This is a genomic window from Roseibium sp. SCP15, assembly GCF_040329435.1.
In the GTDB taxonomy this organism is placed as follows: Bacteria; Pseudomonadota; Alphaproteobacteria; order Rhizobiales; family Stappiaceae; genus Roseibium.
In genome coordinates this window covers 720413-732831 of record NZ_JBDZYI010000002.1, presented here as the reverse complement: position 1 = coordinate 732831, position 12419 = coordinate 720413, and the positions used below count along the sequence as shown (strand labels likewise).

Here is a 12419-nt window from a genome sequence, read left to right as displayed (position 1 = left end):
GCGCGTCAGTTGCCGAACCGGTCCACTTCGGGCAACACGGTCGCCTGGCCGTAGCTTTCCGCGAACCGGCGTCCGATTTCCGAGAAGTCCTCGGTCCAGCGCCGCACCATGTCCGGAGTGATCTGCTGGCCGGTCGCAATGGCCTGGGCGGCTTCCGTTTCAATGCGGTCGCGCAAGATGCCAAGCTCCACCTGAGCGGCATATTCCGCCCGGTACTTGCCAAGCCAGCCCATGGCAACAATCACCACCATCACCAGAAGCGCAGCCGTGCTTGTCAGTCCCGCCCATTTTGCGGTGCCGCCAATGCGCCGGTCGCTGGCAATCAGCACAATCGAGGCGATGGTCAGAAACGCCACGATGTAGATTGCCTGCAGAAAGCTCTGATACTTTTCCGCAGAGCTTGCTTCGTGACCTGCGCGCAACCGGGTGATCCGGTCCCTCAGATAAAGAAGCGCGTCTGCCTCGGTGCCAAGCTTCTCGCGAAAATAGGTATCGCAGAAGCGGAGGCGCCCACGGCTTTCGATTTTTTCTGCGCAGGCTTCCAGAAAGGAAGTCGGCGTCGGAACGCGGGTGTCCTGATCCGCGGTCTGGGCTGCCGCCGGAAGCAAGGTGGCCAGGCAAATTGCGATGGCTAGGAAAAAGCGGGTCAGCTTTGGCATGGATGGTCGCCCCTCATCAGATCCTGGCGGTTAACTGGACAATCCGCCGAACAGTGTCGGCAAATCGAGCGGGCGGAAGCCGTAGTGCTGGATCCAGCGTACATCCGCATCGAAGAATGCGCGAAGATCCGGCATGCCGTATTTCAGCATCGCGATCCGGTCGATCCCCATGCCCCAGGCAAAGCCCTGGTAAACATCCGGATCGAGGTCGCAATTGCGGATGACGTTGGGATGCACCATGCCGCAGCCGAGAATTTCCAGCCAGTCGTCACCCTGACCGATCTTGACCTCGCCACCGGACCGGTCGCACTGGATATCAACTTCCATGGACGGTTCGGTGAACGGGAAGAAGCTCGGGCGGAAACGCATCTTGATGTCGTCGACTTCAAAGAACGACTTGCAGAATTCCTGCAGCACCCACTTCAGGTGACCGAAGTGGCTTCCCTTGTCGATGACGAGGCCTTCCACCTGGTGGAACATGGGTGTGTGCGTCTGGTCGCTGTCACAGCGATAGGTCCGGCCCGGAATGATGACGCGGATCGGTGGTTCCTGGTTCCGCATCGTCCGGATCTGTACCGGAGAGGTATGCGTGCGCAGGAGCAGACGTTCGCCGTCTTCCTTCTCGTTGAAGAAGAACGTGTCATGCATCTCGCGCGCCGGATGGCCTTCCGGGAAGTTCAGGGCGGTGAAGTTCAGTTCATCGGTTTCGATGTCCGGACCTTCGGCAATGGAAAAGCCCATATCCGCAAAGATGGCCGTCAGCTCGTCAATGACCTGGCTGACCGGATGAATACGTCCGGCTTCAACAGGTGACGGGCGCAGCGGCAGGGAAACATCAACCTTTTCACTGGCGAGGCGGGCTTCGAGGGCAGCTTCTGCCAGAACGGTTTTTCGCGCCGAGATGGCGTCTGTGATCTTGGCTTTCAAGCCATTGAGGGCCGGGCCCATCACCTGGCGCTCTTCCGGCGTCATCTTGCCGAGCGTTTTCATCTGCTCGGAGATCTTGCCCTTCTTGCCAAGGGCATGGACCCGGACATCTTCAAGCGAGGCTTCGGTTTCCGCGCCTACAATGGCTGCCAGAAGATCGGATTCAAGTGTATCGAGATTGGACATGCGTACTCGGTAGTCGGTTCGCGCGAGAACGCGCGGATTTAGGTCGAAACTGAAAGTCGGGGTCTTTTAGCGAATTATTGCGCACAATGCCACGGCCTCGAACGCATTATTGCGTGAGACCCCGGTGAAGAGAAAAGCGCCGGAAATTTAGCGCGTTAGCGCATAAATCGCCCACAGGCGGGACCCTGCAGCTCAGGAAGGCGCACGTTTTCAGCGCGCAGATGCAAAGATATCGCGGCGCGGCCAGTTTGGCAGGAATGTGCAGTGCGGCAGGTCATGGGCGGTAATTTACTGAAAGACAAGCCGAAGGCAAGGGGAAATGGGGCTAGCTTCGTTTTGAAAGGACGATCAATCTTAAACCTCTCGTCGCTTGCTTGAGCTTCCGTGTATTTTGACGCTTCGTATTTGAGATCGTCATTCCGGATCACCTGATAGCGCTGGTTGCGACGTTGCCCCAAATGACGTTTGTGTTTGGCAGCGAGTATGTTGCAACTACTCAACCACCTCATCCGCGCCCTTCGGTCTTCCGATGGAGGTCTGCAGCTCATCCCTTAGCCAGTCTCCAAAGGCCTGTTTTGCCTTTGTCCTAGGAGCATTCTTGCCGCTGATCAGCCAGTAGCCGAGGCCGGTTGCCGGTCTTTGCGGGAACGGCGAGACGACCTGGCCGGACTTGACCGCGTATACGGCCAGCGTCTCCCAGGCAAGGAAAACGCCCTGGCCGGCAATGGCCGCATCAAGGCACAGGGAACCATCGGAAAACGTCGGGCCATCCTTGAGAATGCGCTCGTCCAGATCGAAGAGGTCCAGCCAGGTCTTCCAAGTGAACATCTGGCCCGGATCGTGAATGATCGGCAGTTTCCCGATATCCGCAGGTTCCTTGATCTGTTCGGCAAGAGCAGGGCTGCAAACCGGGAAAACACGCTGGTTGAGCAGTTTTTCCGCATTCAGCCCGGGATAGGGGCCATGGCCGACACGGATGCACAGATCGACATCGCTGGTATCCGGGTCGACCAGGTCCACCGTTGCCTCCACGCGAACCCTGACGCCCGGATTGGCCTTGTTGAAATTCTTGAGGTGCCAGACCAGCCACTTGCCGGCAAAGACAGGCGCAACAGAGATTGTCAGGGAATCCTCGCGGCCACGCTGGGTCGTGGCGATGGCCGTGGAAAGTGAAGACATAGCGGACATCAGATGAGGCTGCATTGCCAGCATATGGGCTGTCGGCAAGAGCAGGCGGTTCTGCCGCTCAAACAGCTGAACACCAAGCTGTGCTTCGGTTTTCTGGACCTGCTGGCTGACGGCGCCAACGGTCACGCCGAGCTCTTCGGCAGCGAGCTTGATCGAGCCAAGCCGGGCAACGGCTTCCACGGCTCTCAGGCCAGACAGGTGAATGCGGTTCAGGTTCTTCATTTTAGAATTTCTAAATCGAAAGCCAGAATAAGTCGATTTTTTTATTGGTGGAGGGTGCGTATATGTAGAGCCAAGCTAAATTCACAAAAAGGAATTTGGCCATGAAAAAAACAATAATAAGGAGAATGAAAATCATGATGAAATGGTTCATCCGTAAGCAGCTCACCGCCAAGTCCCCGGCCGTCTATGACCGCAGAGACTTGCTGGCTCACCCTGAAATTCAGCGCATGAGCCCGCGTGAACTGGCAGACCTGCCGTTCAATCGGCGCTAAGTTCAAAGACCGGCCGAAACGCCGGTCATCCGAACCTCCCGATCGGCCCATCAGCAAGATCTGGCCGGTTGGCACAATCTACCAAATCAGAAAACGGCGCTTGGATCGAATCCGGCGCCGTTTCTGGTCTTGAACCTGTTTCAAGTTTATTGCTTTCCTGGCATGGGCATCGTAATAACTCGTTTCCATTAAACAGACTGCCGCAAATCAGCGGCTTGAATTTTGGATCTCTTCAAAGAAACATTCGTTTGGCGCCGGGTCGATGCGACATTGGCGATCCGCTACTCGTGTCTTCAACGTCTTGGGACAAGTGATTACTGCGTACAGAGTGCTGACGATTTCCACGTGAACTCGGTGGCTCCTCAGCACAACTACTTCCAGAAGCAATTTCTCGAACTGTTCATCGACGCCAATCGTCTGGAAATGATTGAATGGTTTGAGGAGTTGGAGACCGCGATTCGACAGTTTGATACGGATTTCGGGGAGGTCGAAGATTGAGTTCTGCAGTCCTCAGTCGTTAGGCTATTTCCCCCTCGAAGGCGTCTCGACTACGTTCCGACACGCTGTAAACCAGAAGCCTACAGCGCGATCTGAGGATAGAAGCGGTTCACGCATTCTGGTGCGTTTAATTCGAAACTAAAGTTGACCTAACAGCCAGTATTGATTGCTGGATATCTTTGTCTGACGTCGATGATGCATCTCTGCCGGGACGATTGTTGAACTTCATGTGGTGCAAAGTCGGATTCAACGCTGTCCAGCAGATCCACCAGTATGCGCAGCAGATTCAGATCGTCCGGCTTGTGCCCAAACTCCGGATCGGAAGTCAGCGTTTCGACGAAGCGCACGCAGGACTGCTTCAGGAAAATCGTCTCCGGCAGTCCGTCACGTGTGCAGACACCGAAAGTTCCCTTGAGAAAATGATTCCAGGTAGCCTGCCGGTGCTCTGAGTCGAACTGGGGCACAACGGTCGGAGCTTGTTCGCAAAGCCTCTTTCCCAGGGTTCCTGCAAGAAAGGCATTCTGTGCAGCTTCACACCGTGCTTCAAAGTAGGCGCGTGCCGAGGCTTCATCCGTCAGGCCGAGTTTGGTGACATCGTCGTACCAGCTGTGAAGGCTCTTCAGATGAAAGCGATATGCTTGCCTGTCCTGAAAGGGTTGAAAGAATGAAGTCAGGTTGCCGGCTGCGGAGTATGAATAAGACGGTAGCGGAAAGACCTTCTTTCGATAGAGATCGCGAAGATCTTCGACGCTGATTTCACAGCGCGCTGCGAATTGCTCTTCTTCCAGGAAATTTTCAAACAAGTAAGACAGCAACATATCGAGCCTCCGTTCCTTCAGGCTCTTTAGCAACATCATGTGCAGTGGTGCTTCGATATGGATCGAAGTGTTGGTGGCGTCGAGAACCAGATAACTCGGTGCTTGACTTGGAGTGGCTCCAGACGGGTAGGCTTTGCCAAGCAACAGTGGGCGAGCGACATGCGGATATCAGAAGCTTCAATGAAAAGCGGTTTGAGCGCCGATACGATCCGGTACTACGAGAAATCCGGCATTGTTCCGGCCATTGATCGCGGACCGGATGGGCTTCGACGCTTCTCCCCCGAAAATGTCGAGTGGCTGACACTGCTTTATTGGTTGCGCAAGACAAGTATGCCGATGAAGGAAATGTGCCGATTTGCGGAGCTCTACCGTTTGGGCAACAGGACGATCCCGGAAAGGAAGTCCGTGTTGCTGCGTCATTCAGAGCGATTGAAGGCACGGCAACAGGAGCTCGAGAGATGCGCGGAAATTCTTGACTACAAATTAGCGGCTTACGAGAACATTGAGGGCGGGAAACAATGAAAATACTTGTGGTTGGTGCTACTGGCGACGTCGGCAATGCTGTCTGTGACGAATTAAAGAGCCGTCACGAGATAATCACGGCTGGCCGGTCTTCCGGCGACCTCAGGGTGGATTTGACGAACGAGGAGAGCATCATCGCGCTCTATCGAGAAGCCGGTCAGGTCGACGCTGTCGTCTCCGCTGTCGGGGATGTCAAGTTTGAGCGCCTTGCTGACATGACGCGCGAAAAATACCTGTTTGGCCTGGAGCGAAAGGTTCTCGGACAGATAAACCTTGTCCTGAAAGGCCTGGATGTCGTTGCCGACAACGGGTCTTTCACGCTCACCAGCGGTATCCTCGACCGGGATCCCGTATGCGCGGAAGCGGGGCGGCCATCTGCAACGGCGCCCTTGCCGGTTTCGTTGCCGCCGCCGCCATCGATCTGCCGCGCGGCATGCGCGTCAACGTGGTCAGTCCCGGTTTGCTTCAGGTCTCCGCCGAGCGGTATGGCGCCATGTTTCCCGGTCACGACCCTGTATCTTCAAGGCGAGTTGGCCTTGCCTATGCAAAGTGCGTTGAAGGAGCCGGGACCGGGCAGGTGGTGACGGTGGATTGAACGGACGCCTGACGGGACGTCCGCTTGCCGATGCCGTGTCGACAGGCGTTCACGGCCCTTTAAGGAATGCTGGACCTTGGCATCAGGCATAACTTGACCGCGTGAGCCCGCTAGTTGGTGCTGCGCACCTGACGCTCGCGTGCGTTCGCAGCTCCCAAAGGCCCACTGGATCTTTGGGACGGGCCTAGCCCGACTGGTCTGCCTGTTCGACGGCACTTCGTGCCTTACTCTCACAGGCGTTCGCCCCTTCGATTGATCCACTGGATCAATCGATCACGCGTGACGTGACCGGGGCTCACTCATCCATCTTCAGAGCCTGGATGAAGGCTTCCTGAGGGATTTCGACTTTGCCGAACTGACGCATCTTCTTCTTGCCCGCCTTCTGCTTCTCAAGAAGCTTGCGCTTACGGGTGGCATCGCCGCCGTAACACTTGGCGGTCACATCTTTGCGCAGGGCTGCGATGGTCTCACGCGCGATCACGCGGCCACCGAGGGCTGCCTGAATCGGGATCTTGAACATGTGCCGCGGGATCAGGTCCTTCAGCTTTTCGCACATGGCACGGCCGCGGCGCTCTGCCTGACTGCGGTGCACGAGCACTGAAAGCGCATCGACCGGTTCTTCGTTGACCAGGATCGACATCTTGACGAGATCGCCCGCCCGGTAGTCCGAAATCTGATAATCGAAGGAGGCATAGCCCTTGGAGATCGACTTCAGACGGTCGTAGAAGTCGAAGACCACTTCGTTCAGCGGCAGGTCATAGGAGACCATGGCACGGGACCCGACATAGGAAAGGTCCACCTGAATTCCGCGCCGTTCCTGACAAAGTTTCAGAATGCCACCGAGATACTCATCCGGCGTCATGATGGTCGCCCGGATCCACGGTTCACGGATTTCGGAGATCTTCACGACGTCCGGCATATCGGCCGGATTGTGCAGTTCCACATCTGTCCCGTCGGTCATGGTCATTTGATAAACCACCGACGGTGCGGTCGCGATCAGGTCGAGATTGAACTCGCGGTAGAGACGTTCCTGGATGATTTCAAGGTGCAACAGACCAAGGAAACCACAGCGGAAGCCGAAACCGAGCGCCGCAGACGTTTCCATTTCATAGGAGAAGCTGGCATCGTTGAGCCGAAGCTTGCCCATTGCAGCGCGCAGGTCTTCAAAGTCATTTGCATCGACCGGGAATAGTCCGCAGAACACCACCGGTTGAGCCGGTTTGAAGCCTGGCAGGGGTTCCGCGCAAGGCTTCTTGTCGAGGGTAATGGTATCACCGACGCGTGTGTCGGCCACTTCCTTGATGGACCCGGTAATCACGCCAATTTCGCCAGAGCGTAGTTCGTCTACCTGAATGAATTTCGGGGTCATGACGCCGACGCGGTCAATGTCGTAGGAGGCGCCGGTGCCCATCATCTTGATCTTCTGCCCTTTTTTCAAAGAGCCGTTGATCACCCGCACCAGAACCATCACACCGAGATAGGTATCGTACCAGCTGTCGACCAGCATGGCTTTCAGCGTTTCGTCGGGATCACCTTCCGGTGCCGGCAGCTTCTGGACAATGGTTTCCAGCACATCATCGATACCAAGACCGGTCTTTGCGGAAATCATGCAGGCATCGGACGCATCAATGCCGATGACATCCTCAATCTGTTCCTTGATTCGGTCCGGTTCGGCTGCCGGCAGATCGATCTTGTTCAGAACGGTGACGATCTCGTGGTCGTTGTCGATCGCCTGATAGACGTTGGCCAGCGTTTGTGCTTCCACACCCTGTGACGCATCCACCACAAGCAGCGAACCTTCACAGGCCGCCAGAGACCGGGAAACCTCGTAGGCAAAATCCACGTGACCCGGGGTGTCGATCAGATTCAGCGTATATTGCTGACCGTCCTTGGCATCATAAATCAGCCGGACAGTCTGCGCCTTGATCGTAATGCCACGCTCGCGCTCGATATCCATGCTATCGAGAACCTGCTCGGTCATTTCGCGGTCGGTCATCGTGCCGGTCATCTGGATCAGGCGGTCGGCCAGGGTCGACTTGCCGTGATCGATATGGGCCACGATAGAAAAATTTCGGATGTTGGAAAGCGTCTTCGTCGTCATGGCCGCCCGTTTACCACCGCAATTCGATTTCGCCTAGTGGAATGCGCGTGTCCGGGCCGGAATTCTGATGGTTTTTAGGTAGCTTTCGGCAGTTGAAGGGCAGAAGGGGCGGGAGCGGAGCATCAGACTCCGCTTTTTGGATGTGCAGATTGTAACTTTTACGGAGGTAAAAAGGACATCGAAGCGTCTTCGACACTGTGCTAGCAATGGCCTGACCTCTTGCGAATGAGTTTTTCATGAACATCCGAAATGCCGAACCTCACGATGTTCCGGCGATCCTCGACCTTTATAACCGGGCAGTGCGGGAAACGACGGCCGCCTGGACCACACGGGAAGAAACGCTTGACGACAGGCTGACCTGGTTTGAGGCACGCAAGAGCCAGGAACTACCGGTCATTGTTGCGGTCGGGCCGGACGATGAGGTTCTCGGGTTCGCCAGTTACGGTCCGTTTCGGCCGAAGGAAGGCTACCGGCTGACCGCCGAGCATACGATCTATGTTGATCCGGCGGTGCAGCGACAGGGCATTGGTCACAGGCTTCTCGAGCGCCTCGTTGAACTTGCCGCTACGCGCGGCATTCATGTCCTTGTGGGCGTCGTTGATGGTGACAACAGGGCTTCGATTGCCTTGCACCAGAAGTCGGGCTTTGAAAAGACGGGTCACATGCCGCAGGTCGGCACAAAATTCGGCCGTTGGCTTGACCTGGTCTTCCTGACGAAAGTCCTCAATTCCCTGGAACCACCGAAGCAATAACGGCAAACGGGGCGAACCACTCAGTTCGCCGTCAGCACGGTTCGGCAGGCCTTGGGAAGCGCGGCAAGGGCCATCGGCCGTTTCTTGACGACTTTCGGTTTTTCGCCAGGCTTTTTCGGTTTCTTGGGCACCCAGGGTTCATCCGACAACCAGTAGGTCAGGTTCTGACCGCAGCCATCTCCTGGTGGAGGCGGGTTCTGGTTCTTGCAACCACCACTGCCGGACGGGCAAGCCAGCCTGACATGAAAATGGTAGTGATGCCCCCACCACGGTCGCACCTTGCGCAGCCAGGCCCTGTCCTTGCCCTTCTCAAATTTGCAAAGCGCTTTCTTGATGGTCGGGTTGACAAAAATCCGGGCAACGCGTTTGTCCGACGCAGCGCGCCGGATCAGGCGCGCATGGTCGTCCGACCATTTCGCGGGATCAACGCTGCGGTCTGCTCCCTTGACGTCAAGCGGTCCCTTCAGCATTGAAATTGCTGAAATTTCCTCCCGTTCCTCAACCGTCAAACGCCGGTTCGGCATTTCCGTCAGCCAGATGTCGGCATCGAGGCCGATCTGGTGGCTGGCATGACCTGACAGCATCGGGCCGCCGCGCGGTTGTGCAAGATCGCCGACCAGAAGCCCGTTCCAGCCGACGCCTGGAGCGTCTCTTGCAAGATCCTGAAGGTAATCGATCAGAACCGGGTGTCCCCAGTTGCGATTGCGCGAAAGTCGCATTGCCTGCCATGTCGGTCCATCCGGCGGCAGCGATGCGCCGCCTGAAAGGCAGCCTTTGGCATAGGACCCGATCGCGCGGGCCTTCAGCGGAGCCGGACCGTCGGCAGCGCCGAAATAGTCCTTGGCCGGCAATTGCGAATAGAGCACAAGCTTGGGTTTGCTCGCGACATAGCCTTCAGGCACCGCTCGCTTCTTGATCGGAACCGGGGTCCCGGCCATCCGCTTTGGGCTCGAAACGTTACTCGGAGTGACCGCTGCCCCTGGTTTTGCTGCAGGCACCGGGCTGGCGGCATCGGACTGGGCGATCGTTAGCGCAACAAGCGCACCTGCTACGCTGGCGAAGGAGAACATTCGGAAGGTCGGCGCGTAAACCCGCGCCGTTTGTCTACGCTGGGCCACTTCTGGAACCTCGTGCGTCTGTGCCTTTATCGGGCGGCTGAAGAAAAGATGCCTTCAGCCACCGGCCATATCAGGCAGCATGCACCAAATCAGGTGCTTCCGCATCCTCTTCTGCCGGTTCCAGATGGGCTTTCAACATGTCTGCGAGTTCATCCAGAAGAATGGTGTTGTCCCGAATGACCCGGTCCGCGGCACCGTTGAGGGCAATGATGTTGCCCGGGCGCGCATTGTCCATGTCCTCGCCCTCGGCAGTCAGGGATGCATCAAGGCGGTGATAGGTCACATTCGGCAGCTCGGAGAACAGGCGTTTCGCCTGATAGGCCGCTGTTTGTGATTGCCCGTCCGAGAAGATCGACAGGATTGGAACGCCCTTCGACGGCTGCATCCATCCTAAAGCCCCCCAGCCGACGGCTTCCCGGTAAGGGAAGGGGCGCTCGGGAGCTCTTCCGGTGCCAAGCGAAATGATGACGATTTCGTCCTGGTCCCAGCCCAATTTGCGGGCTTCCAGGTAAGCGGCCATGGTCGGATCGTTCATGAAGACGCCGCCATCGACCATGGCTTCTTCTTCCTTGCGGGTGAGGTTTTCGATCCGCGCCGGTTCGAAATAGGAAGGTGCCGCCGTAGTGGCGCGCACGGCCTGCCAGAAGTAGTAGTCGTCCGGGCGGCTGCCATTTTCTTCCAGACCGTTGGTCATGAAAACCGCCTTGCGCTGCTCAATGTCATAGGCCGTGAGAACCAGCTTGGTCAGACCGCTCGCCATGGAAGTCCAGCCGAATCGTTCCTTCAGCAGCTTTTCAAGGGGACGCGCATCGTAGGTCTCGTCGAACAGACCGAGCGGATTGGTCACGGCACGTGCAAAACGCGCTGTGATCGAATTCTTGAAAATTTCCCGAGCGTCGCGCTCATAAAACGCGCGCAACTCCGCAATTGTTGCAGCCGCTTCACCGGCTGTTCCGCCTGGGCGTGGGGCGCTCAAACCTGCGGCTATCAAGCCGCCTGTGGAGGTGCCCGCCATCAGGTCGAAGATCTCATGCATTTTTGCGTCAACGCCGCGCTGAACAAGCCTGCTTTCGAGAGTTTCCAGTATACGTAGAGGGATGAGGCCGCGAACCCCGCCGCCGTCAATAGAAAGAATGAAACGCTTTGTCTGGGCCATGATACGTCCCCGGGAGTGGTCAATATGGAAGGGGCAGCGCCTGTTCGCCGTAGCGGCGTCAAACGCTTATGAGAGTTTTTTATCCAGCCGCAATTGTTTGCTCTCAATTGCGACACTGCAATGGCAATAGCGGAAAGATAGGATCGTTTTTCAAAATTTGGAGAGCAAGCGGTTAATTCGATGGTTGGAAATCTGTCGATTTCGGTGCTTTTCATGCGATTGCAACCCACAATATATGGCTTCGCTCTTTATCCCGGCGGTGGTTTCGGCTTAGGATCGCCCGGACTTTTTTCATTACCCCGACAGGATGTTCCATGAATATCGAACTTCTACGCCGCCTCTGCGAAATGCCGGGCGTGCCTGGTCATGAGCACCGCGTACGCGAGCTTATCCAGGCGGAAATCAAGGACCTTTTTGACGAAGTCACAGTCGACGCGATGGGTTCGCTCCTGTGCCGGCGAGACAGCCGCAAGAAGCCCAAATCCGGCGATCCGAAAAAGGTGATGCTGCTCTGTCATATGGATGAGATCGGCTTCCTTGTGTCGCACATTACCGACAAGGGCTTTTTGCATGTGCAGCCGGTGGGCGGTTTCGATGCACGCAACCTGTTTTCGCGGCGGGTCCTGGTGTCGACCGACAATGGCGATTTCAAGGGCGTGATGAACCCGGGTGGCAAACCCATCCACATCTCGTCACCGGAAGAACGGAAGAAAGTCCCGGAGCCGAAGGACTTTGTCATCGATCTGGGTCTTGGTGAAAAAGCCAAGGAACTGATCAGTGTTGGCGACATGGTCACCATGGACGAGCCGCTGATTGAGATCGGCGACAAGATCGTGTCCAAGGCGCTCGACAACCGCATCGCCTGCTGGCTCGGGATTGAAGCGATCAAGGGTTTGGGCAAGGCCAAGCACGAATGTGAGATTCATGTCGCTTTCACCTGCCAGGAGGAAGTCGGCCTTCGCGGTGCGCGCACGGCATCGTTTGCCATCAAGCCTGATATCGGCCTGGGCGTCGACACGACACTTGCCTGCGACACGCCCGGCGTTCCGGAACAGGACCGCACCACCGTTCAGGGCGAAGGCTTTGGCCTGCACGTCAAGGATTCCAGCTTCATTGCCGATCGGGATCTCGTGAAAGAGATCGAGGCGCTGGCGCAAAAGGAGAAAATTCCGTTCCAGCGCACAATGCTGGCGGCCGGCGGGCAGGATGGCGCTGCTGCCCAGCAGGCAGCCGCGGGTGCGAAGGCCGTTGGGGTCGTGGTCGGCACCCGGTACATTCATACGGTGACCGAGATGATCCACAAGACCGACCTTCAGGCGGCGCTCGACATTCTGGTCGCCTACCTGAAAAAGGCCTGATCAAGGTCGGTTAATGCTGAAATGGAAAAAGGGGAGCATCTGCTCCC

At 56.9% G+C, this 12419-nt stretch carries 13 protein-coding genes; 6 read left to right on the top strand and 7 right to left on the bottom strand.

The features are described 5' to 3' along the window. Nucleotides 1–5: 5 nt before the first annotated feature. From ABLO27_RS10775 to ABLO27_RS10765, 3 genes are all read right to left on the bottom strand, one after another. Nucleotides 6–659, bottom strand: a complete 654-nt coding sequence (locus ABLO27_RS10775) for a phenylalanyl-tRNA synthetase subunit alpha (protein ID WP_353032778.1) — start codon at nt 657–659, stop codon at nt 6–8. A 30-nt stretch (nt 660–689) separates the two neighbouring features. Next, nucleotides 690–1772, bottom strand: coding sequence for a phenylalanine--tRNA ligase subunit alpha (gene pheS, locus ABLO27_RS10770; protein WP_353032776.1), 1083 nt, complete (start codon nt 1770–1772; stop codon nt 690–692). A gap of 492 nt (nt 1773–2264) precedes the next feature. Beyond that, entirely contained in the window at nt 2265–3182 is a 918-nt protein-coding gene (locus tag ABLO27_RS10765; protein ID WP_353032774.1) for a LysR substrate-binding domain-containing protein, read from the bottom strand. 134 nt (nt 3183–3316) lie between these two features. Here ABLO27_RS10765 and ABLO27_RS10760 point away from each other — a divergent pair, with 134 nt between their 5' ends. Then, complete coding sequence (locus ABLO27_RS10760) at nt 3317–3454, top strand: hypothetical protein (protein ID WP_353032772.1); 138 nt, start codon at nt 3317–3319, stop codon at nt 3452–3454. 222 nt (nt 3455–3676) lie between these two features. Then, complete coding sequence (locus ABLO27_RS10755; RefSeq protein ID WP_353032770.1) at nt 3677–3952, top strand: hypothetical protein; 276 nt, start codon at nt 3677–3679, stop codon at nt 3950–3952. A gap of 149 nt (nt 3953–4101) precedes the next feature. Here ABLO27_RS10755 and ABLO27_RS10750 read toward each other — a convergent pair whose 3' ends face one another. Beyond that, nucleotides 4102–4770, bottom strand: a complete 669-nt coding sequence (locus ABLO27_RS10750) for a DUF6058 family natural product biosynthesis protein (protein WP_353032768.1) — start codon at nt 4768–4770, stop codon at nt 4102–4104. Nucleotides 4771–4929: 159 nt separating this feature from the next. Between ABLO27_RS10750 and ABLO27_RS10745 the strand changes: the two genes are divergently transcribed. Both ABLO27_RS10745 and ABLO27_RS10740 read left to right on the top strand, forming a co-directional pair. Continuing rightward, nucleotides 4930–5292, top strand: a complete 363-nt coding sequence (locus ABLO27_RS10745) for a MerR family transcriptional regulator (protein ID WP_353032766.1) — start codon at nt 4930–4932, stop codon at nt 5290–5292. Further along, nucleotides 5289–5876, top strand: coding sequence for an NAD-dependent epimerase/dehydratase family protein (locus ABLO27_RS10740; protein WP_353032764.1), 588 nt, complete (start codon nt 5289–5291; stop codon nt 5874–5876). The genes ABLO27_RS10745 and ABLO27_RS10740 overlap by 4 nt, the downstream gene beginning before the upstream one ends. A gap of 306 nt (nt 5877–6182) precedes the next feature. Here the strand turns inward: ABLO27_RS10740 and lepA are convergent, their stop codons facing one another. Continuing rightward, nucleotides 6183–7988, bottom strand: a complete 1806-nt coding sequence (gene lepA / locus ABLO27_RS10735; protein WP_353032762.1) for a translation elongation factor 4 — start codon at nt 7986–7988, stop codon at nt 6183–6185. Between the two features lie 236 nt (nt 7989–8224). Between lepA and ABLO27_RS10730 the strand changes: the two genes are divergently transcribed. After that, nucleotides 8225–8740 carry a GNAT family N-acetyltransferase gene (locus tag ABLO27_RS10730; RefSeq protein WP_353032760.1) on the top strand — a complete coding sequence of 172 codons (516 nt, stop codon included), beginning with the start codon at nt 8225–8227 and terminating at the stop codon, nt 8738–8740. 20 nt (nt 8741–8760) lie between these two features. Here the strand turns inward: ABLO27_RS10730 and mepA are convergent, their stop codons facing one another. Beyond that, nucleotides 8761–9810, bottom strand: a complete 1050-nt coding sequence (mepA, locus tag ABLO27_RS10725) for a penicillin-insensitive murein endopeptidase (RefSeq protein WP_417714783.1) — start codon at nt 9808–9810, stop codon at nt 8761–8763. 118 nt (nt 9811–9928) lie between these two features. Continuing rightward, nucleotides 9929–11014, bottom strand: a complete 1086-nt coding sequence (locus tag ABLO27_RS10720; protein WP_353032756.1) for a patatin-like phospholipase family protein — start codon at nt 11012–11014, stop codon at nt 9929–9931. 314 nt (nt 11015–11328) lie between these two features. On the opposite strand from ABLO27_RS10720, the gene ABLO27_RS10715 reads away from it, so the two are divergent. Continuing rightward, on the top strand, nt 11329–12372 hold the full coding sequence (locus ABLO27_RS10715) for a M42 family metallopeptidase (RefSeq protein ID WP_353032754.1): 1044 nt from the start codon (nt 11329–11331) through the stop codon (nt 12370–12372). Nucleotides 12373–12419 lie beyond the last annotated feature (47 nt).